Source organism: Nostoc sp., from assembly GCF_036916655.1.
Lineage (GTDB): Bacteria > Cyanobacteriota > Cyanobacteriia > Cyanobacteriales > Nostocaceae > Nostoc.
This window is the reverse complement of sequence record NZ_JBALFY010000030.1, coordinates 54188-76871: the sequence shown is the minus strand read 5'-3', so window position 1 is coordinate 76871 and position 22684 is coordinate 54188. Positions and strand designations below refer to the sequence as shown.

Below are 22684 nucleotides of genomic sequence, written 5' to 3'. Positions count from 1 at the left end.
TAGTTTAGTGAAACCCTTACAAATTCGTAATTCCGAATTTCGGGTAGCGTTACTAAAGCGTGGCATTGCGGTCTTTTTAGTATTTCTTTTTTACTTTATGACCGCTGAACACGCAAGAACCTGTAAATTTCAACGAGATAACTTTCCCAAGTTCTGGTTGTCAATTGCAACGTTTCTGCATTTGGTACAAAATCTTCAAGTCGTAAACCCCGTGTGCGAATATCTTGAGGATTTCCTTGTAAGAGGTAGGGCGGCACTTTCAAATTATAAGAAAGAATGCTATCTCCCATCACATCTGAGATATTCGCTGTGGTGCTTGGTTGCCCTAACGCCACTAGTGTCCCAGATGTGGGTGTAGCAGCTGCTACATAATTTTGATTTGCCATTGCCAGAGGTGCGCGATAAAGGAAATAGGCGACTGCTGGTGTACTTGCCAACAGCAAAATCGTCAGTGCCCAACCGAGCAAAACTCCTCCTGGTTTCTCTATCCCACCTCCTTTGATTTTCTGAGCAGCAAAAATCATCAGTAAAACAGAGGCTCCTAGAGGCTTAAGTGGAAAAGATAGCATCCTCCATAACGACGCCACAGCTGGTTCACTGGGGTTAAGAAATGATAGGGCTACGATTACCAAGATAACGACTAAGATTAATCGCCCAACAAAAGTTCCAGAGGGATAAAATCGCTGGAACAGAGAATATACGATAGTGCCAATCAGCAGCCACAGCAGTACCCGGCTTAGCAATAGAAACATAGATTAACTCTCAAATTTTCTGGTGCGGTGAGCCAGTGTGGTGATGAGGCAGCCCGTTTTGTTCGGGGTTTCCACGCTAGTTCTTCAACGGAGGGAACCCCGGTAATGAACGTAGTGGCTCCCCAGTTGGGACTGCCGTGCATGATTTCCCTGGATAAAACAACTGGCGACTTCTTAGCCATAGCAACGCTAGCAGCGTCACCCGTAAAGGTCAACCTAGAGGTTTCGGGAAATGGATTTATTTGATTGTCAAATTGTAATCGCACTGTTTGACTTAAAATATTTCAAACCTCACACCCAAAGACTACCGTCGTAGTGATTTTAGTGCAATTTTTTGACACTGCGTCTATTATTTATAATTTTCCAGAAGAGTAATCTGGTACCGGTAAACTAAATTAATTGAATAACTTACTCAAAAGGAAAAACTATGCCGCCTGGAAAGCCTACCATTTTGGTAACGGGGGGAGCTGGATATATTGGTTCTCATACGGTGCTTGCTTTGAAGCAAGCGGGTTATAACGTTGTCATCCTTGATAATCTGGTCTATGGGCATCGCGACCTGGTAGAAAGGGTTTTACAGGTAGAACTGATCGTAGGGGATACGGGCGATCGCGCCTTACTCGATCGCCTATTTAAAACCCATGATATTGCCGCTGTGATGCATTTTTCTGCTTATGCCTACGTAGGAGAATCGGTAACTGACCCAGCGAAATATTACAACAATAATGTCCTTGGTACTTTGACCTTGTTAGAAGCGATGCTGACGGCATCTGTAAAGAAATTTGTCTTTTCTTCTACCTGTGCCACTTACGGCGTACCAGAATTCGTGCCCATTCCCGAAAACCATCCCCAAAATCCGATTAATCCTTATGGTGCTACAAAGCTGATGGTAGAACGGATTCTCTCTGATTTTGATGTCGCTTACGGTTTGCAATCAGTGCGTTTCCGCTATTTTAATGCGGCTGGTGCTAATCCCAGTGGCTTACTCGGTGAGGATCATAATCCAGAAACCCATTTGATTCCCTTGGTGCTGATGACAGCTTTAGGCAAACGAGAATCCATCTCAATTTTCGGTACCGATTACCCCACGCCCGATGGTACTTGTATTCGTGATTATATTCATGTTAACGATTTAGCAGATGCCCATATTTTGGGATTGGAATATTTATTAAAAGGTAGTGATAGCGAAGTTTTTAATTTAGGTAATGGCAGCGGTTTCTCTGTGAGAGAAGTCATTGCCGCCGCCGAAGAAGTGACAGGAATTTCCATACCAGTAGAAGAACGCGATCGCCGTCCTGGCGATCCCCCAATTCTCATTGGCACTAGCGAGAAAGCCAGAACAATCTTAGGCTGGCAACCGAATTATCCATCCATCCAAGATATTGTCGCTCATGCGTGGCAGTGGCATCAAAAGCGACACAAGTAATGAGGGCATTGGGCATTGGGCAAAACAGTTCCTCTTTTCCGAGTTCCGTTAGCGGATAGCTAACAGCACTCCTGAAGGGCATTGGGCATTGCATTAATTATTCTTTCTTCCCCTGCCTCCCCTGCCCCTCTGCCCCTCTGCCCCTCTGCCTCCTCCCTACTCCCCACTCCCCCCTCTCGTCCCTCGTAGTGCAACAACTAAGATGGCAATGAATCCGAAGATTGGCAGTGCGATCGCCCAAGTTGGTAATTTCTGAGAATCTCCCTCGGCTAAATCACCATTGACATCTCGTATGTTTCGTGTACTCTCTTGTGTAGATCCACCGGCTACAGTAACTTCAAATTTGAACTCAAAGGGTTTGAATCTTGCCCCAGAGATCGGTTTACCATTCAGTTGCAACTCATAAATACCTGGCTTGGGAAAAACAACTTCTGCACCTGGAATGCCTTGATAGCGTTCGGCTGACACAGGTTTTAACTCTGGTTCTAGCAGTGCAGGCTCTCCGGCTGCATAAGGTTCGGCATAAACAGCCAACTGACAATTACACTGTGATAGGGGAATTACCCTTCCACCTCTGCGGGTAAGTGCAAACCAGGCTTGGCTCGGTTCTCCAGCACGGGGATTATCATTTGGTTCAATATGGATAGTGGCACCGACATCTCCAGCTACTTCCACTTTATGAGCAGATGCAGGGTAAAGATTAGTCATTGATATAACTAAGCAACTCAGGAATAATAAAGTATTTATTGTTCCTTGATTCTGCCAGGAAATGCCTTTGAGTAGGTAATGCCTCTGTTTTTGACTTGTTGGGATGAAGCCAGAAAATAAGGATGATTTACCGTGATTTGGTTGGGGGAACATAAAACTTTTCTACGGCTAACTTTGACCAAAAAAAGCGCGAACGGATTAGCAAGACACTGAGAGTAAAAAATACCAACAGTACTGCCGCTAGTTTATTTCCCCAAGTTGATTGCAAAGAACCCAGGTAATGGGAACCAATCAACACAGTATGGATGGTACTCAAGAGCAAGGCTGGCACACCCAAGAGATGAATCTGTCGCCAACGCTTACCCCAAGATTTCTGCAAAGATTCCCAACTTGTGAAAGCGGCGGGGGACATTAATACCAATGCTACAGCACCCGCAGCCATACCCCACTGAAATTCTCGCGGCATAAAATCAAAGGCGGCAAAATTCCATTGCAATGAGTGTTCTATCATGTGGGCGGTGTGAACCACAGAAAGCACAAAAGATCCCACTCCCAAGCCCCGGCGGTAACGCAGTGGTGAAGCCCACAAGCCACTAATGGGACGCGCAATTAGCGTCAAAATTAAGCAGATTAAGGCAGCGTGTCCGGTGTAATCTACCATTGTGTCACCAGTCCGTAACAAGGTGATAGCGCCAATGGTAAGCGTCACCCAACCGCCTAATCGAAACAACTGACTGCGCCTGTCTTTACTTACCAAAGATGTGGAAACGCCTACACCTAGCATCGTCGGCAGGGTTCCTAAGCCAAAAGCTAGCATTGTTGCCCCACCCATCCATAAATTGCCAGTTTCAGCAGCTTTAATTTGGGCAGCATACAAAAAACCACAGGGCATTAAACCCCAAGTCATCCCCAAAAGCATTGGTGTCCACCATTTGGCTTTTAAGGAAAGCTTAAGCATTCCGGTGCTGAGGCGATCGTGTAAACTACCTTGCAATAGGGGATGTAGCACAGGAATGCGCGGCAGTAAATCGGGCTTTACTTGTCCTAAGCCAAACCAAATCAACATGACACCAGTCAGAATTGCCATCCAACGCCGAAAGTCACTGCCAATACCTGCTAGCTGTCCACCTTGCAGCAATACCGAGCCTAGCGCCCCAATACCCGCACCGACTAAGGCATAGCTCAACATCCGCCCCAGGTTTAGCAAGATATGAAATTTTAATTGCTGCTGCCAAGTATCGGACTTTTCTAAGGTTGATGTGCGCTCTAAGGAAGTTGTGTGTGAAATTTTTGGCTGATGAGACAGAGAAAATGCCACTGTTAAAGGGCCACACATCCCAAAGCAATGTCCAAAACTCCCCAGGAATCCCAGGATTGCGATCAGCAACAAATCTACCATAAAAAAGTCCTGAGTCTTGAGTCTTGAGTATCCGAATAAAGATTTTGAAGAAGTAATCAGAAATTCTTTTCTTTTCTTCTTTACTCAGTAATCCCCTAGTGCGGCACTTTACGCGAAGTTGCGATCGCTGTCAAAAGACAAACCGTCAAACTTGATGTTTACTCTGGGAGTCTCCCATTGTTTTGAAAAAACTGCACCTTAATCATGTTGTAACCATCTGCTTATTATTTCTGCATTGATCGGGGATGGAAGGAAGGTAAGCTTAGAGTTGAGGCGGGTTATTGATCGCCTTATGAGGCTTCTAGCGCCCTCCCGGAGAGTGAGAGAAGAGGGATATTTTGGGTTGCGCTCCGCTCCACTCAACCTACGTTTTATAATTGTGGGGGTGAGCATCTTGCCCGCCCTGGATAATGCAAATTGTATACGTAACAGTTTAATTTAGATAAAAAGTGTGTTAGAGAAGAGAATCCACACCGCTGTCTGATAAAATAGCTTGCAAGATTCTTTACCTCACCTTGGTAAAGGAAAGTTCAATAAAAATAATCTTATAAAATAACGCGAGAGAATAATAACTGAGGTTTTGCTTGGCTCAACCTAGCGTATGCAAGATTTTGAAAGTAATCTCAGATAATATTAGGCGCTGATGGCTTGTTGTTCAGATTCAACTAGCTGATTATTAGGTACATCAAATCTAATCGTACTGGCTGCCCAGTCTTTGAAATCGGGTGCTAGCCAAACTAGTTTAGACAAAATTTCATCATTGACCCACAATATCAAGGGGAAGCGAAACTGTTTCCGAAACTCATCTCGCATGATATTGGTACTGATGATTAGTTGGTTTATGGCCACTACAGATTCTAAACCCCTGACCATCAAAGCATCGGGTTGAGTAGCACCAATTTCAGTTGTAATCGCTGTGTACAGTTTGTCAGCCGTAGGTGAGAGCAAAATTTCGTGGATATCTGCTGATGAAAATTCTGTTAGCAAATTCAGCACTTGCTCCTGTCTTTGAACGCAGTTACAACATGCTAATAACAGTGAAAACTCTCCACCAGAAACCATCATTGCCCTTGCCAGCCTCTTAGTGGCTGCTATGCTGCTAACTGTGCTGTTTTCCGAATTACTTAGGCTAATCATTGCAAAATCCTGCTTTTGATTTTAAAACTAGTTGAGCTATATTCAGTGGTTCTACCCTATTAATTTTTATTTAAAAGTGTTAAATGGGTAAGTTGGATGACCTTTTCTCTGTAATACTAAGTATTATATAACGAACAATCACTTGGTGTATTATCTCATTTTTACAATTAAGGCAGAATGTAAAGGTAGTATCAACACAATATCTGTCAAAGGGGGCAGGCGAAAAATTAGCAATTGAATTATCACTGTATTTTTATAGATTTTCGCATCTACCAACGATTAAGTAATTTTTTCTAATATATAGTTAAAAAAATACTCAGTAAAAGTTTAACAGTAAAGATTAGGAAGTGGGAAAAAACCTAATAGAAATTTTCAATTGCGTTCCTACTTTGACATGGGGTTTCTCTGCTTTTGCCTTCTCCCGTAGTATTTCTAATTCCCCTGCTCCCTGCTCTTAGCAAGAACTGCCTAAACGAGGCAAGGCATCTCACAAAATCGCATCGCTCCCGGACAGGTATTGAGAGTGGAGTAATGAAATGGTATCAGCCCAAGATACAAAATTTTAGCCCATTACAGCAAATTCATCCATTTGATAGAACTTTAGATTGAAGATGTCGCTCCATCAGTCAGAGGACATAGAATATTTAGCTTTCTATGATTGGTTCAGAGTATCTGACTATAACAGCAAGTTGGGAATTTAATTTATTGTTGGAGGTGAATAGAGCAATCCGATTTTATTTCTGAATTACTCGTAGAGGTAAGGGACTGGGGATTGGGAAGAAGGAATAAAGGTGTACTGAGTTTTGTTCAAAAATCAAATATGAGTCCTATAGCTAATGAAAAAATGCGTATAAATTTTTAATTTTTTTGGTTAATTTTTTTAAACCCAATCAGGAATATCACACCATACTCTTCAAAGATTGGAGGTTTGCGGGTAAAGTATTGGCTAAGGTATATAGACAAGCTTTGGTGTTTGGGGATTTCACTAGTTGATACGTAAGGGCACGTCACTGCCCTTACGGGTGTACCTCACGCTTGTCAATAAACGCTATAGCGATCGCTGTGTTGACGATTACTATAGTTTGATACGGCCTGTACCTACCTCCACCTTCTGCGATCCTTCAACGATTTGGTAAAGTTTGTGTTCAAATTTCTGCATACATGCCGACCAATCAAAGTCAAGTATAGAGGGGCGAGCGTGTCTAGTCATGTCTGCTTTCAAGTCAGGATTTTCCAGAATCGCAATTACCTTTTGGGCGAAATCTGTAGGGTTGTTAGGTTGGGCAAGAAAGCCATTATGACCAGGAGTTACCTGTTCTGAGGTTGACGGTGCAACAACCGCAACTAGAGGGGTTCCAGATGCTAATGCCTCGTTATTTGTAGTGCAGAAGTTCTCAGTAACAGAGGGGTTGACAAAAATATCTGCTCTAGCAAACCAACCTAAAAGTTCTGTACCGTGAGACTCACCCCATACAGTAATACTCGATCCAAACTTTTTCGCACGCTCGCGAATTTCTTCATCTAGCGGGCCACTACCAACAATTACCAGATGAACATCAGGGATTTTGGCAGCGATGACTGGAAAGATATCAAGCAATTGGTTGACATTCTTTTCGGGTGTGATGCGTCCGACAAACAAAAGAGTTGGTCGGTTATCATTAGGAATTGGGTCGTAACAGATGTTTCGCGGGTGAAATTTTTCGCAATCGATGCCTTGATAAGCGACATATTCGGCGCGTTGGCATTTCAGTTCTTCGTATTTAGTCAGTTGTTCTTTAGAAGAGAAGTAATTGAAGTCATAAGACTCACTAAATTGCTTGACTAAAACGGGAATGATCGGACGAACCAAATTAAAGAAGCGATCTCCAAAGTAATATTTGATATATGCGACGATATCTGTATGGAAGAGTGATATTATGGGCGTGCCTGTTCGTTTTGCGTATTCAGTGCCAATTGGACGACCGTAGCCTTGCAAGAAAAATGAATATAAACCTCTCATTTGTGCGGCTTCTTCAACCACAATAATGTCGGGTTTGAATTTCTCCAGCAACTTAGTATCACTCCAATGCCGATAGCTCAATGGTTGAGGAAGAGACTTGTAAAATACTAGTGGTTGTGTGGGGAATGCGTAAGCAGAGAAATTAGGGAAAGACTGAATTTCCTCTAAACCTGGCATGGGGCGATCGCCAACATTTTTGGGGTAGCGATCGTTGATTTGTGGATGGATTAGAAAAACCTCATGTCCCTGCTCTAGCAACCAACGAACCCTTTGATGTACTGCGACGGAAACTCCAGTCAAGAAAGGAGCATACAACCCTGTAAATAGTGCAATGCGAAGTTTTTGCTTAGTCATAAAAAAAGGGGAATATTTTACGAAACTGCTGGTTTTGAACTTAGGATTTACACAGCAAATGTTCCATGAACATCCTGATTATTTGGCTCATAAACTCCCACTAATATACTTAGACTAAGGATTGACACATTTTCAATTTGCCTAAATTACCAATAGTGAAAAGGATGTTTTTAATCAGGTCGACAAACTATTAAATCATCCAAAATGCTAAGTCAAAATTCCCCATGATATATTTTTCTAAACTCTTGTCATCAATGCAAATACATTTTGCTAATCAACAAGTAAAAGCGTGTACTCTGACAAGTTTTATAGCTAATATATTTTTACTAAATATAAGATAATATAATTTGAAGACTAGGGAATGTTTAGTGTAATAACTTTCATACCCTAGTTCATATCTAGCGATTAAATTCAAAGAGAAACTTTGCTATCAATAGGTTGATCTAACCATTGATAAGGGCGATATTCGACTAGCCGAACATTCCAGGGCCCTTGAACGCGATAGCTGACGCCGCGCCAGGTGACTGTTGAAACCCACAGGGATGATAGCATCGCTAACCCATAAACCCACTGTGTTAAGGGAATCCCAATTAACATTCTGATGATTGTGGCAGCTGATAATTTTGCGTAGATATGCAACGACTTACCCATAGGCATCGCTTGGTCATTAGCACGAACCACTCGTTGTATCTCTAATTCCAACACCAGCATTATCAAGAGTAATCCAACAGTGTAGACTCCATAGCAAACTAACAACAAAGCCGCAGCTTCCCACTTTGCCTCTAACAACGACTCTAGAACCAAAATGATTAGTAAAGTTGGAAACAAAATGCTTGAAACAGCTTCACTAACAAGAGCTAACCAACGTGGGTGATAGAGTCGAGAATAAAGGATAAGGCGTTTGAGATAGTCTATTAAGTTGAATAAATCAGTCTCTTCACGATTTACGATCAGCAGCGAAGGCACAAACTTTACCTGAAAACCATGTTTTTTCAGGATATCGTGCATCATAAAATCTTCGCCTAAAGCTTGTCCCCACTTATCTAGGAGTCCTGTTTGGCGAAGTACTTCAGTTTTCACAGCCAAAGTCCCACCCCAAGGAATCTGGAAGATAAACATTTGCACTACTGTAGATACATTGCCGACGTAGCGCACTAAAGAACCCCAATATCTACCTGTCGGTACATACCAACGATTGCCTGTTGTCGCCCCGACTTTAGGATCGCCTAGAGGACTGACTAATTCTCGCAGCCAATTCACATGAACTATAGTATCAGCATCTACTAAAGCAACCACCTTGTAGGAGTCGTCTAACTCACGGATAGCTTGAATTAAAGAACTGCATTTGAGACTACAAGTGTTGCGGACTATTCTCAAAGGGCTGATTTGAACGTTGGTTGCTTCTTGCTCTGTGATAGTTTCACTAGCAATTTTCCAGGCGGGATCTTCGTGACTATCAACGATTAACTTTAAATCATACTGTGGATAGTTTTGATTTAGGAGCGATCGCAAACATCTAGGCAAAAATGGATCGGCACCGCGTAGACAAAGAATCACTGCTGTTTTGGGCAACTGGTCATCTGGTAATAAGTTTTTTTTAGATGACCGCAGATACCATATAAAGACAAGCGTTAAACACACCTGAATAACCAGCCAACCCATCAAAGACTTAGACAGAAATGTTGCCAAATCTTCCATTAAATTTTTAATCTCCGACAGAATGAGGGATTGGGGATTGGGGATTAGGGACTGGGGATTGGGGATTGGGATTAGGGACTGGGGATTGGGGATTGGGATTAGGGATTAGGAATTAGGAATCAGAAATATCTTCTAGAAAGCCAGTCCCCAGCCCCCAATCCCCATTCCCTTTACGAATCAAGCGAATATTTCATGATGATGTTGACTGTTGTATTTTTGTTTACAACAAAACTGGCATCACGAAACTTTGGTGTACCTGTTTGTATGGACACAGTTGGATTTTTGGAAATCCCAAAACCTTCTGTGGGAATACCAAAAAAGTCTTTATTGAGTTTGCGATCGCCATTTTGATCGTCAACTACCGCAACAGCATAAGTTCCAGGCTTCAAACCGGAGAATTCTTTTTTTACAGAAGTGCCAGTAATCTTAACGCAGCCGCTTTGAGATCCACTAGAGTTACTCATTGGAAATCCTTTTTCACTTGCGTAAACTCTGAAGCAAATCTCGCCTTTTTGGTGATGTATTCCATTTACTACAACACTTAGGGTTGCAGTTGGCTCTGCATTAACTGTTTTAGCAAAGCTGATGCTCACTAAAGCAGCAAGCAAAACATGAGATAATTGAGATAGTTTCAGCATAGTTTTGTAGTTGCAAGAAATTATTTCGATTCGTTCAGAATGTGACTTGCTCTTGTTTAATTTGTGTTGGCTGCCAACCTTTTCCAAGTCCTTGCAGCACCTTGAGAATATCTTTCAGCAAAAGATATTCTGTTCCTTTTAATTGCTGATGTAGACTTCTATGACAAGACAGGCGCTCATTCAAACTCAGGGAACTACGCCAAATAGAGAGTATATACTCCCAGATGATTCTCCAATGTGGCAATAACGTTTTTCCTTTATTTGCTGAATCAAACCACACTGCATACCCATAAAAATCTGGCAGAATATTCAATGAGGATTTTCGATTTTTCTTTCCTAATAATAAATAATTAGGAAAGAACATACTCATTGATTGTTGTGGGTGACTTCTGGCAAAAAACAGGTATTCAGGGATTTCATAGAATCTACCAAGAATACCAAGTCTTAACAAGAGAATTCCATCTGCATTACCATAACCACCCATTTCTGGTATCCTTCTCAAGGCACTAGCGCGAATTACTCCGTAACATTGATAACATAAATGCTTCGTCAGCAATTCATGAAAACGCTCGTGTGGTTTTAGCGCATCTGCCTTGAGTTTGATATCGTAGTTTTGCAGAAAATTCCCCTGTTCATCAATGAAATATACCTGGGAATGACACAAGATTATCGTAGGATCTTGGTCAAGTACCTCAATACACTTCTTGATAAAATCTGGGGAATGTAAGTCATCATAAGCTGCCCATTTAAAGTACTCACCCGAAGACAATTCAAAAACGCGATTGAAGTTACGCGCGCAACCAATATTTGTATCATTGCGGTAGTAACAAATACGTTGATCTTGCTCGGCATAAGCTCTACAAATTTCCTCTGTTTTATCTGTAGAAGCATTATCTGAAATAATTAGCTCAAAATCTTCAAAAGTCTGAGCCAAGAGTGAATCTATCGCTTGTTTGATAAATCTTTCACCATTATATACAGGTAATCCGATGCTCAATCGTGGCTGATTGCTACTCATAGAAAACAAGTATTCAAAAAATGGTGGATTATTTATGCTTAATTACAGCTAATTGTTAGGTAGATGCAACGGAATAGTTTAGAATTCAGAATCCAGAATTCAGAATAATTAGTGGTGTCCAGATCCCCGATTTATTTAATACGTGGGGGATGTAATTTTTAACAATCTAACAATGATTGAAAAAATCTGTGAACTATTTCACCAAACTTTGAATATCTGTTTTTTGCAGCCATTCATGTGTTAACTGCATTCCTGATTCTAAGTCAAATTTTGGTTTATAATTTAACAGATTTTGGGCTTTGACAATAGAACAAGCATAAGGACGAGTCATAAAATCTATAGACTCTGGTAAAATATCAACTTTTTTCCGAAAAAGTTTTTGCCCTTGAACACGTAGCTTCAGAAACAACTTAATTTCATCCTTCGATAATGAAAGGGGTGCTTGTAACCCTTCCATTGCTGCTAAACGCATAAAATATTCTTTCCAAGAAGTTTCTTGTCCATCGGTGATATTAAATATTTCACCGTAGGTTTCTTTTTCCATCGCCAGAAAGATGCCATCAATCAGGTTATCTATATATAAATGATTGATTACTCCTTTAGCATCATTGGCACAGGCAAATAATTTTTGACGCATCATCAGAATTGGTCTGACTATCCAGGGGATACTTCCAGGGCCATAAACATCTCCAGCCCTAATAACAATGATGCCAAAGTCTGAGGAATTATTCAGTTCTAAAACTGCTGCTTCAGCTTCTATTTTCGTTTGACAATAGGGATTATTCTCGCCAGATAGCGGCCCGGATTCTGTAACACCATTAGGATAGTTAAAACCGTAAACCATCACACTGGATAGATGCACAAATGTTTTGACACCAGCCTGTTTAGCCGCTTTAGCCATGTTGACAGCACCGCCAACATTAACATCACGAAAATGGCTAATTGCACCAGCTTCTTCGGCAATTTGATCTGTATGTAAAATGATATCTACACCCTGACAAGCTTTTTGAGCAATAGCAGAATCGGTGATGCTACCAATAATTACCTCAACACCTAAATCCTGTAATTTTTTACTCTTTTCTGTAGAACTTTGTAATCCACGGACTTTCATTCCCTGCGCTATTGCTAACTCTGCTGTACGCAAACCGATAAATTCATCAATTGCAGTAATTAGAAGAGTTTTGTTGTTGAGATTCATATATTAGTGGGTATGCCAATTTTGGATTTTGGATTAAAATAAAAGCCTAGTAAACTGTGGTGGAGGTTTACTTAGAGTTATTTATCTTGCTTAGAAAATGTCTCCCGGATCTGCGGAGCGGAGTTTATTGATAGCAAGTGCCCCAGAAGTTATACACATTAAAACTGTTGAAGTTAAAACAAGCAGTGCATTATTATTAGTCATTACTATGGGTAGCTTAGTTGCATCTGCTGCAAAACTATACAACAACACAGAAGTAATAAATCCTGGGATATAACCTAAGATTGCCAAAATTAAAGCTTGCTGAAATACCACATTCAGCAAATATCTATTGGCGTAACCTATGGCTTTTAAAGTTGCATAAGCAACGAATTGGGTAGCAATATTGCTGTAAAGAATTTGATAAACAATTACTACACCAACAACCGCAGCCATTGTCAACATCAAGTTAAGTATAAAACCAATGGGTGTTCTAACAGCCCAATATTTTTTCTCAAAATCAATGAAGCCTTGACGTGTGAAAATTTGAACATCATTAGGCAATGTTGCTTGCAAATTCTTCAGTACGTTTTCTGCATTAGTACCAGGTTTGAGGGAAATCAAACCGATATCGATCATATCTGCCGGACGACTATTAGGATTTATCCTCAAGAAAGTTGAGTCACTGACAAGTAAATTGCCGTCTACCCCAAAAGAAGGCCCTAAGGTGAATAAGCCACCAATTCTAACTTTATAGCCAATTAATGAATTGAAGGGAAATATTTCAACTGTTTGTGTAGTATCTCCCGCATTAAATTTTTCAGCTATTGGGCCAAATTCTGGACGAGAACCCCGATCAAAAAGCATGACATCGGGAATTTTGAGTTTGTCTAAATTTTTCTCAACTTCCGGGAGATTTATCACAGGTCTACCTGGATCGAAACCAATAACGTATATTGAATATTTCTCACCAGTTGCCGGATTTTTTAGTTTGGCAAATTGCAAATACATTGGGCTAACTGACTCTACGCCATTAAACCCTAGAGATTGGTATAAACGAGTCCGCGAAAAGCTTTGATTTGAGGTCAAAGATTTATATTGCGAACTAACTAAAAATAAATCTCCTTTGAGATTTTGATGTACTGCGGTTGCGCTGGAATAGAGAGCATCTTGAAAACCAAGTTGCACAAACATTAGCAGCACAATAAAACCAATCCCGGCTACAGCTACTAGTAAACGAACTTTTTGCTGGGCTAGCTGTAGCCATGCTAAAGGAATTTTGAAAATCATGGATTTATTTGTTATTTGTCATACCCTGCGGGAAGGCAAAGCGCCTATGTCATTTGTCATTGGTCATTGGTCATTTGTGAATGACTAATAACTAATGCCTAATAGACTAAATATGAATGGCAACATCCACTTGTAGGTTAGTTAAACGGGCGACCTTTTCACTATCTGCGGCATTATCGATGGAGATTTTGACCTCAATTATTCTGCGGTCTGTATCTGAACCAGGGTTAAGACTGAAGATGCTTTGCTTGTCAACTTGCCAACCAATCTCTTTCACAGTTCCTTTTAATGTTCCGGTAAATGCAGTACTGCTAATGGTGGCTTTTTGTCCTACACGCACTTTTTGAACATCGGTTTGATACACCTCTGCAATCACATACATTTGAGATGTCTTACCTATCTCAGCAAATCCTCTGCTGGTGCTGATGACTTCTCCGGTTTTGGCGTGAATTTTCAAAATTTTGCCGTTAATGGGAGATTTGATATAACTTAAATCCAAGTCGGCTTTTGCTTGTTGCACAGAAGTTGTTGCACTGTTGACTTCGGTTTGTGCAACTTGAACGTCTACACCACGCACTTCGCCTATACTCTTGAGTTGCGCTTCTGCTTGTTTGCGTTGTTCTTGGTATGTATCTTGAGTCCGCTTGAGGGTGGCTTGCGCTTCTGTTAGCTGCTGTTGTGTAGTCTTTAGTTGCAAAGCTTTGGTATCTGCTACAGAAGCCGCGATCGCACCTTGTTTATATAATTGCTGATAGCGATTATTCTCGGCTTGAGCGTTGTCTACTTCCGCCTGGATGCGGTCTATTGTCGCCTGTTGAGTTGCAACATCCCCTTTATATTGTGGCTCTAAACGGGCAATTACAGCCTTTTGAGCATCAACATCTCCGGTTTTACCTCCAGATTTCACCTGCGCTAGTTTAGCTTTTGCAACTTGCAACTGGTCTAAAGCTTGTTGTAATGCGGTTCTAGAACGACCATAATTTTCGAGATAGGCTAATAATTGCCCTGCTTTAACCGCATCTCCTTCTTTTACCAACAGTCTGTCTACTCGTACCCCATTATTAGAAGCAGGAGCAGTCAAAGAAGTAACTTCACCTTCTGGCTCTAAACGTCCCAAGGCTGTCACCGCAACTTTCGCAGGCGTGGCAGCTTTGGGAGGATTTGCTGGCTGTGTCACAACTTTCGGTTTAGACCAATAGGGTGTCAAACTATAGAAAGCGATTAATCCAGCCGCTAAAGTCAGAGAAGCTGCTAAAATTAGTTGCGATCGGCCTACAGGTTTTGTGAATAATCGACTTTCTTTATTTACTGCCATATTTTCATTCCAATTCTGCTTTTTTAGAGAATATCCTGGTTATATTTAGTCGATTAGAATAGACTCATCCGCAAATTACCAAGAGGCTTTTCCTCTAGATTTTCTACCTTAATCAAGTGGATGAATCTAAATTGGTTTTATATGATTTTTGTACGCTTTTACCGCCCAAACTTACCGAAGAAGAATTCAGAATTCAGGAGCCAGAATCCAGAATTGATTCTGTGCGACTGGATGGAGAATTGAGGTTTAAAGCCCGCGATTTTAAACGCGCGTGTTCGCTCTTAGCGTCTCCCCTTCTCCCAAAGAGAGAGGCTGCGCCAAGGGAGAAGAAAAAATTCTTTCCTTACTGAAACCCCTGACTTTATTGCTGGGATATTCTGAATTCTGAATTCTGTCTTCTGACTCCTTCTCATTATTGTGGCGTGAAAATTAATGGCGTGTTACTTCAAAGCTTCCTAAGTTATATCCTAATTTGATATCTCTTCCAGTAGCGTAAAATACAATCGCGCTAGCCAGAAAACTTAATTCTCAAAAACAACGAAGCGCTAATAAAAATGAACTCAAAGGTTGGATAAACTTGTTATTAAGTATCGCGTGAAAATTGAGCTTTGTCAACCAATTGAATTCGCATAAGTCCTGATTCTCTCACTAAAATTTTCATCATAGTTTGATTAGAGACTGAAGTATTTACTCATTACTAATTTAGTATCTAGCAATTAAATACCAGGCAATAGTTAGTTATTAAGCAGATTTGATATTACTAACAGATTATTATTAACAAGGTTGTGTACTATAAGACATTATTGTAGCGATTCGTAGTAGGGGTAATATCCTGCGGGAAGCCGCTTTGCACATGAATTACCTCTACTATGAACACTGCAATTGATTGATTGTAGAGCGGGTAGATAGAAACCCTGAGCTTTGTTTTCGGTTAACTTTTTACTGGAGACTCATTTTACCCATATTATGTTTAGCAAGGAACATACTAAAAATTAACATTTGCTTTATAAATAACCGCTTTACTTCTTGACTTGACTTATATTGAAAAATGACCAGCAACTTTAGTTCAATTATGATGTTTCTCTGAGAGAAAATACTTATGGTTATTCAATTTATCTATGTATTCATTGAATTGTTATTTACTAAAGAACAGATTTGTACTGTTGATTTACTCAAGAGAATATTTCTGTCTAACCCATAGATAAGAGAATCTCTCACACATTTATAGAGTCATAAATTATACTTTTATGCTGATTTTTATTCAAAATTCACATCAGTAAGAGTATCGGGTTATTTATAAAATAACTTTAAAGGAATGATTTAGTTTCTGTAAAGTGTGTTATTGTTTTTATTAATTCAATGCCTTAAAGTAGTTATACAAACTAGTTATTTAATTGATATTTTGACATTAAAAATAACTAAAGATAACTGCTTTGTAATCACCTTACGATCGTTTAATTAGTTTTTCAACTTGCATAAACTCGGATTAAAGGTGGTGTCTTTTCTGTAACGAACTTGTCAACTTTACTGGGTCAAATACCATAAAATATGTTATCCCGGACGTTGAAACTAGCTATGACATTCATCAAGATACAGAACGTTGTCATTAACACCAGCTATATTGTTGTGGTTGGGCTAGATAATCAAACAGTAACGGGAGAAAAAACGCTTCTGTTCTCTTAGCTACTCCTCAGTTTTCATCGCTCCAGTAGGATACCATTGCTCAAAACATTTTAGATTTTGGATTTTGGATTTTTTGGGTTCATCCTGCACTTATTGTAGGTGAAACAAATCTAAAAGACACTTTAAGACTCGCTAACACAAATCTAAAATCCGAAATTGATTGACCCAATATTAAGAGTCTAGCGTTGTATAACATTTTTTCGCGATGTCTACGACGGGCTACGCCTACGCTGCGTACCAAAATCGCCTTCTAAGGCTTTATGAGGGCAGTATGTATCGTGTGGTGTCGATTTGGAGGCAGATAGGATAGCTAGCTGCTAACAAGACGAGAGATTTTCATTATTTAGTAGGCAACAGAATTACTGTAGCTACACAATCCACAGTACTAACTATGCCCTATGTCTGCTTATTCAATTGATACTGCCTTAGCGGAGTTAGAAAGCCTTGTCAATAATTGTGAACAGGCTGTGATGAGGTCTATTGAGGAAAAAAAGATGAAGTCAGATAAGCCAAATAAATCAGTGTCGATCAACAAAATTAACAGACAATTACAACACAATCCTATAGCCATTGTTGGGATGGCTTCTCTATTACCTAAAGCTAGAAATTTACGGGAATACTGGCAAAATATTGTAAACAAAATTGACTGTATTACTGATGTTCCTTCCACTCATTGGAGTGTCGAAGATTATTACGATCCGAATCCCAGAACTACTGAAGATAAAACCTACTGTAAAAGAGGTGGGTTTCTTCCAGAGGTTGATTTTAATCCGATGGAATTCGGTATACCACCTAGCATTTTAGAAGTCACAGATGTATCGCAACTATTAAGTTTAGTGGTTGCGAAAGAGGCGATGGAAGATGCTGGTTATGGCGAAAAACGTGATTTTAACCGCGAGATGGTTGGGGTAATCTTAGGCGTGGCGATGGCCAAGCAATTAGGAATGCCACTTTCGGCGAGATTGGAATATCCGATTTGGGAAAAAGCGCTTAAAAGCAGTGGTTTATCTGACGAAGATACCCAAAAAATCGTTGATAAAATTAAAAGCGCTTATGTGAAATGGGATGAGAACGCTTTCCCTGGAATGTTAGCTAACGTAGTCGCGGGTAGAATTGCCAATCGCCTCAATTTTGGCGGGATGAATTGTGTAGTTGATGCTGCTTGCGCTAGTTCCTTTGGTGCTTTAAAAATGGCAATCAGCGAACTAGTTGAGCATCGTTCTGACATGATGCTAACTGGTGGCGTTGATACCGATAACACCATCATGGCTTACATCTCATTTAGCAAAACACCGGCGGTTTCTCCTAGTGAAAATGTCAAACCTTTCGATGCAAAATCGGATGGGATGATGCTGGGTGAAGGTATCGGGATGATTGTCCTCAAACGGTTAGAAGATGCGGAACGGGACAACGATAAAATATATGCCGTAATTAAAGGTATTGGTACTTCCAGCGATGGACGTTACAAGAGTATTTATGCTCCTCGCAAAGAAGGCCAAGTTAAAGCTTTGGAACGTGCTTATGAAGATGCCGGTTTCTCTCCCGCTACTGTGGGTTTGATGGAAGCACATGGCACTGGTACAATGGCTGGAGATCCGACAGAATTCGGTTCTTTAAAAGACTTTTTTGATGTGCATGATGACAAAAAACAGCACATCGCTTTGGGTAGTGTGAAATCACAAATCGGACACACAAAAGCGGCTGCGGGTGCGGCGAGTTTGATTAAAACTGCTTTGGCACTACATCACAAAGTATTACCGCCGACAATTAACATTACTGAGCCGAACCCCAAACTCAACATTAAAAATTCATCCTTTTATTTGAATACCGAAACTAGACCTTGGATTCGTCCAGAAGGGGAAGCGCCAAGACGTGCGGGTGTAAGTTCTTTCGGATTTGGTGGTACTAACTATCACGTTGTTTTGGAAGAATATGAAGCCGACCAAAATGTGGCTTACCGCTTACACAGTGGCGCTAGTGAAGTGCTGTTGTTTGCTCCCACGGTAGAGGAATTGTTGAGCAAGTCGGAAGAGATTTTAGGTAAGTTGCGATCGCCTGAAGCACCCAGACACTACTCACAATTAGTCAATGAGTGCAAATCACAACAAATTCCCCTCTCTGCTCCCCGATTTGGGTTTGTCGCTGAGAATCTCGAAGAAGCTTGCAAGTTTCTGCAAACTAGCATTGATTGGCTGAAACTCAAAGGTTCAGCAGCATCTTGGGAGCATCCCCAAGGGATTTATTACCGCGCCTCTGGTATGGAGTTGGGCGGAAAAGTTGTCTCTCTATTTTCTGGACAAGGTTCGCAATACCTGGAGATGGGACGCGAACTGGTGATGAATTTTCCTTTGATGCGCCGTCTGCATGGTTATATGGATAGCCTGTTAATCAAAGATAATTTGCAGCCGTTGTCAGAAATCGTTTTCCCTCATCCTGTGTTTGGAGAGGCAGAAAAAAATGTCCAAATTGCTGCTTTGCAACGCACAGAGTACGCTCAACCAGCCATCGGGGTGTTGAGTGCAGGGATGTACAGCATACTGCAACAAGCTGGGTTTAAGTCAGATTTTGTGGCGGGACATAGCTTTGGCGAACTCACAGCGCTATGGGCTGCGGGAGTTTTGAGTACTGAAGATTACTTGTTCTTAGTGAAAGCTAGGGGTCAAGCAATGGCTGCACCCGAAGACCCGGATCATGATGCGGGTAGTATGCTGGCTGTCAAAGAAGATATCAGCAAAGTGGAAGCAGTGTTGAAGCAGTTTCCGCAAGTTGCGATCGCTAATCAAAATTCTCCCACTCAATTTGTCTTGGCTGGGCCTACCGCAGAAATCGCAAAAGTCCGTCAGATTTTGCACGATAAAGGATATACGGCTGTATTGTTACCTGTTTCCGCAGCGTTCCATACACCGCTAATCGCCTTTGCTCAGAAATCATTTGCGATCGCTACCAAGTCTGTCAAGTTCCAAACTCCCAAAATTCCTGTTTACAGCAACGTCACCAGTAAGCAGTATCCCAAGGAAGCCCAAAATATTCAAAAGATTCTGGAAACGCACCTTTCTAACTCAGTGCTGTTCAAGCAGGAAATTGAAAATATCTATGCAGAGGGTGGTACTTGCTTTGTGGAATTTGGGCCGAGGAGAATTCTTAGCAACTTGGTGAAAGAGATTCTTGGCGATCGCCCACATATTACCGTATCTTTGAACCCTAGCGCTCAAAAGAATAGCGATCGCTCTTTGCGAGAAGCAGTTGTGCAATTGCGGGTGATTGGTTTGGCTTTGAATAATCTCGATCCTTACCAACTTCCCCAAACTATCCCCCCAATTGAGACGAAGAAGACATTAAATGTGCGTTTAAACGGCATCAACTACAGATCCGAAAAAACGAAAAATGCCTTCGCTCTTGCTTTGCAGGATGGGCACAAAGTCACATTACCCGCCCCCGAATATTCTGAAGCGGCTCCTTTATTTAGCAGCCCCGGTGTAACTCCACCTGTAGCAGTGATAGAGACTAACGGACATAAAAAACTTACCCCAGCAATGAACGGTGTGACTGCTAGTATCATCACCCAGCCAGAGCAACAGATGAATCCTGTTACCCTGTCACAACCAGTCCAGGAATCTAAGATGCAACCAACGCCAGAAAAACTTACCAATTACGAACAACTTTTAGCAAGTTTAGAATACCTCCTGACACAGTTCCAGGAAAATCAAGCCGAGAATTTACAAGTTCACGGTACTTATCTCAACCATCAAATGGAATACGCCAAAGCGTTTTTCCAACTGATGCAGCAGCAGAATTCTTTGTTGAGTGAAAGTAAATCAACAGCCGAAACTGCCAAAATGAAGCTAGTTGTCATGGAAAGCTTAGAGCGTAGCATGATGCAGTTTCACTCCCAACAAGGTGAAACTCTACGCATCCATGAGCAATATCTCCAAGAGCAACTGGAATATACTAAGAGCTTTTTCCAACTCATCCAGCAAGAGTATTCTCAAATTATCTCTGGTGATGGAGTAACTCAACTTACAGAGAAACTCAGCAATTTCACTCCGTTCACCACAGAAGCACCAGTACCCGCTACTACCAAGATAGTAGAAAGCCAGCCTTTGCCTGTAACTGAGCCTGTAGCTAAAAATGGCTTAAATGTTACCCAAGAACCTCTCCCGGCTGCTGTAGAGCCTGTAGTTGAAACTCCTGTATCCACAGAGACACGAGCGATCGCGTCTCTACTGCCCACACCGCATTTCGCAACTGTCGAGACGGTAGAGCCACCTGTTCCAGTAGTAGAACCCCAGCCTGAAGTTGTAGTCAAAATTAGCTCACCTCCAGTCAACGACGTTGTTGCATTCAAAGCAGAACCAGCACCCACGACAGCTGCACCTGTATCTGGCGCAACCATCGATATTGTTGACTTGGATAAAAACCTCTTAGCCATCACCAGCGACAAGACCGGCTACCCAGTCGAAATGCTGGAAATGGACATGGATATGGAGGCTGATTTAGGAATTGACTCCATCAAACGGGTGGAAATTCTGGGGGCGCTACAAGAAATGTACCCCAACTTACCCAAGCCCAACTTAGAAGAACTCTCAGAAAAACGCACCATCGGTCAAGTTGTCGAGTATCTGCAATCCCACGCTTCCCAAAGTGTTTCGGTAGAAATTGCAATTCACGAAGTGCAACCAGCAACCGAGACTCCAGTAGAGGCTGCACCAGTAGTTGAGGTAGTTACTACACCGGAAGTAAGCGTAGTTGTTGCATTCACCCCAGAACCAGAAGTTGCTCCCGCTACAAGTGATGAATTTGCAAACTTAGGTGAAACCTTGTTAGCCATCACCAGCGATAAAACTGGTTATCCAGTTGAGATGCTGGAACTGGACATGGACATGGAAGCCGATTTAGGAATTGATTCCATCAAACGGGTAGAAATCTTAGGGGCGATGCAAGAAACGTACCCCAACTTACCCAAACCGAATATCGAAGAACTCGGCGATCTCCGCACCATCGGTCAAATAGTTGATTACCTACAGCAGTTGGCTGGAGGTGAAAAAAAAAAGTCTGAACCTGAGTTTGTCCGACAGCAGCCACCCCAATTAGAACATGAACTAGAGCATAATGTCCCGCGCCATCTCGTCAAACTCAAAAGCCTAGCACAGCCCGATTATTTGGATTTCACGTTACCAGAGGGACACATCGGTTTAATCACCGATGATGGTTCCCTCACCACCTATAAATTAGCTGAATCCCTAATCGAGAAAGGCTGGAAAGTAGTAGTTATCAGCTTCCCCCAATCGCTCATCGCCCAGCAAGCGCCTTTACCCACAGGAGTAACCCGCGTCACTTTAGCAAACTTGAGTGAAGAACATCTCCAACAACAATTGCAAGCGATCGCATCTCACTGTGGAGCGATTGGGGCTTTCATCCATCTCCATCCCATCTTTATAGGAAATCACACCGGGAGTATTTCTTATAACGAATCAGAAAAGGCGATCGTCAAGCACGTATTTTTGATGGCGAAACACCTCAAACCCTCTCTCAACGAAGCTGCAAAGCATGGACGTAGTTGTTTCTGCACAGTTGCTCACCTGGATGGAGCCTTCGGTTTAGAGTACAAAGTCAACTTCGGTGCGATCGGCGCTGGTTTATTTGGATTAACCAAAACCCTCAAATGGGAATGGCCCAAAGTTTTCACTCGTGCGATCGACCTAAGCCCCAGACTTGATGCTAAACAGTCAGTACAAAATATCATCGCCGAACTTCACGACCCCAACCTTTATATAAGTGAAGTTGGCTACGGCTCACAAGGACGAGTCACCCTTATCGCCGATTAAAAAGTTGATTAACGCAGTGTGCAACTTTCTCTCGAACCTAACCCCCAACCCCTTCCCTTGTAGGATACTGTTGGTCAATTCATGGTGGGTTTGACCCCTCACCCCTAAAACATTGGTTTGGCGTTGCTTTTCCGCCCTGAAATAAATTTCGGGCTAATAGCTCAAGTCCGTTGAAACGGACTCAAGAGTAATGAGGAATGATGGGTTAGACCCCCTATTAATTCGCCAACAGTATCCTTGTAGGGAAGGGGAGTAAGAATCAAAG

Annotated in this window: 14 protein-coding genes; 3 read left to right on the top strand and 11 right to left on the bottom strand. The window is 41.6% G+C overall.

Annotated features, from left to right (window positions below; all coding sequences use genetic code 11):
• Positions 1–95 precede the first annotated feature (95 nt).
• Positions 96–752, bottom strand: a complete 657-nt coding sequence (locus V7L31_RS09115) for a hypothetical protein (RefSeq protein WP_334695919.1) — start codon at positions 750–752, stop codon at positions 96–98.
• Positions 753–779: 27 nt separating this feature from the next.
• On the opposite strand from V7L31_RS09115, the gene V7L31_RS09110 reads away from it, so the two are divergent.
• Together V7L31_RS09110 and galE are read left to right on the top strand one after the other, a co-directional pair.
• Positions 780–998: a hypothetical protein gene (locus V7L31_RS09110; protein WP_334695918.1), complete on the top strand. Its 219-nt coding sequence runs from the start codon at positions 780–782 to the stop codon at positions 996–998.
• A gap of 181 nt (positions 999–1179) precedes the next feature.
• A complete protein-coding gene (gene galE / locus V7L31_RS09105; RefSeq protein WP_334695917.1) occupies positions 1180–2178 on the top strand; it encodes a UDP-glucose 4-epimerase GalE in 999 nt (332 codons plus the stop codon).
• 156 nt (positions 2179–2334) lie between these two features.
• Here the strand turns inward: galE and V7L31_RS09100 are convergent, their stop codons facing one another.
• The 10 genes from V7L31_RS09100 to V7L31_RS09055 form a co-directional block, all read right to left on the bottom strand.
• Positions 2335–2886 carry a hypothetical protein gene (locus tag V7L31_RS09100; protein ID WP_442944389.1) on the bottom strand — a complete coding sequence of 184 codons (552 nt, stop codon included), beginning with the start codon at positions 2884–2886 and terminating at the stop codon, positions 2335–2337.
• 127 nt (positions 2887–3013) lie between these two features.
• A complete protein-coding gene (locus V7L31_RS09095) occupies positions 3014–4285 on the bottom strand; it encodes an urease accessory protein UreH domain-containing protein (protein ID WP_334695915.1) in 1272 nt (423 codons plus the stop codon).
• Between the two features lie 633 nt (positions 4286–4918).
• Positions 4919–5422, bottom strand: a complete 504-nt coding sequence (locus V7L31_RS09090; protein ID WP_334695914.1) for a hypothetical protein — start codon at positions 5420–5422, stop codon at positions 4919–4921.
• A 1075-nt stretch (positions 5423–6497) separates the two neighbouring features.
• The gene (locus V7L31_RS09085; RefSeq protein WP_334695913.1) at positions 6498–7775 is read right to left on the bottom strand and encodes a glycosyltransferase; all 1278 of its coding nucleotides are present in this window, start codon (positions 7773–7775) and stop codon (positions 6498–6500) included.
• A 411-nt stretch (positions 7776–8186) separates the two neighbouring features.
• On the bottom strand, positions 8187–9473 hold the full coding sequence (locus V7L31_RS09080) for a glycosyltransferase (RefSeq protein WP_334695912.1): 1287 nt from the start codon (positions 9471–9473) through the stop codon (positions 8187–8189).
• Between the two features lie 170 nt (positions 9474–9643).
• Positions 9644–10111 carry a DUF2141 domain-containing protein gene (locus tag V7L31_RS09075; RefSeq protein WP_334695911.1) on the bottom strand — a complete coding sequence of 156 codons (468 nt, stop codon included), beginning with the start codon at positions 10109–10111 and terminating at the stop codon, positions 9644–9646.
• Positions 10112–10145: 34 nt separating this feature from the next.
• On the bottom strand, positions 10146–11129 hold the full coding sequence (locus V7L31_RS09070; protein ID WP_334695910.1) for a glycosyltransferase family 2 protein: 984 nt from the start codon (positions 11127–11129) through the stop codon (positions 10146–10148).
• 193 nt (positions 11130–11322) lie between these two features.
• Positions 11323–12327, bottom strand: a complete 1005-nt coding sequence (locus tag V7L31_RS09065; protein WP_334695909.1) for an NAD-dependent epimerase/dehydratase family protein — start codon at positions 12325–12327, stop codon at positions 11323–11325.
• Between the two features lie 90 nt (positions 12328–12417).
• Positions 12418–13596 (bottom strand): ABC transporter permease DevC, encoded by a 1179-nt coding sequence (devC, locus tag V7L31_RS09060; RefSeq protein ID WP_334695908.1) that lies wholly within the window; start codon positions 13594–13596, stop codon positions 12418–12420.
• Positions 13597–13702: 106 nt separating this feature from the next.
• A complete protein-coding gene (locus V7L31_RS09055) occupies positions 13703–14911 on the bottom strand; it encodes an ABC exporter membrane fusion protein (protein ID WP_334695907.1) in 1209 nt (402 codons plus the stop codon).
• Positions 14912–16992: 2081 nt separating this feature from the next.
• Here V7L31_RS09055 and V7L31_RS09050 point away from each other — a divergent pair.
• On the top strand, positions 16993–22419 hold the full coding sequence (locus tag V7L31_RS09050; protein ID WP_334695906.1) for a beta-ketoacyl synthase N-terminal-like domain-containing protein: 5427 nt from the start codon (positions 16993–16995) through the stop codon (positions 22417–22419).
• Positions 22420–22684: the final 265 nt, after the last annotated feature.

Bases quoted from the DNA above. Each gene is read 5' to 3' on its own strand.
- V7L31_RS09115 (WP_334695919.1), bottom strand. From the start codon at position 752: ATGTTTCTATTGCTAAGCCGGGTACTGCTGTGGCTGCTGATTGGCACT.
- galE (WP_334695917.1), top strand. From the start codon at position 1,180: ATGCCGCCTGGAAAGCCTACCATTTTGGTAACGGGGGGAGCTGGATAT.
- V7L31_RS09100 (WP_442944389.1), bottom strand. From the start codon at position 2,886: ATGACTAATCTTTACCCTGCATCTGCTCATAAAGTGGAAGTAGCTGGA.
- V7L31_RS09095 (WP_334695915.1), bottom strand. From the start codon at position 4,285: ATGGTAGATTTGTTGCTGATCGCAATCCTGGGATTCCTGGGGAGTTTT.
- V7L31_RS09090 (WP_334695914.1), bottom strand. From the start codon at position 5,422: ATGATTAGCCTAAGTAATTCGGAAAACAGCACAGTTAGCAGCATAGCA.
- V7L31_RS09085 (WP_334695913.1), bottom strand. From the start codon at position 7,775: ATGACTAAGCAAAAACTTCGCATTGCACTATTTACAGGGTTGTATGCT.
- V7L31_RS09080 (WP_334695912.1), bottom strand. From the start codon at position 9,473: ATGGAAGATTTGGCAACATTTCTGTCTAAGTCTTTGATGGGTTGGCTG.
- V7L31_RS09075 (WP_334695911.1), bottom strand. From the start codon at position 10,111: ATGCTGAAACTATCTCAATTATCTCATGTTTTGCTTGCTGCTTTAGTG.
- V7L31_RS09070 (WP_334695910.1), bottom strand. From the start codon at position 11,129: ATGAGTAGCAATCAGCCACGATTGAGCATCGGATTACCTGTATATAAT.
- V7L31_RS09065 (WP_334695909.1), bottom strand. From the start codon at position 12,327: ATGAATCTCAACAACAAAACTCTTCTAATTACTGCAATTGATGAATTT.
- devC (WP_334695908.1), bottom strand. From the start codon at position 13,596: ATGATTTTCAAAATTCCTTTAGCATGGCTACAGCTAGCCCAGCAAAAA.
- V7L31_RS09055 (WP_334695907.1), bottom strand. From the start codon at position 14,911: ATGGCAGTAAATAAAGAAAGTCGATTATTCACAAAACCTGTAGGCCGA.
- V7L31_RS09050 (WP_334695906.1), top strand. From the start codon at position 16,993: ATGTCTGCTTATTCAATTGATACTGCCTTAGCGGAGTTAGAAAGCCTT.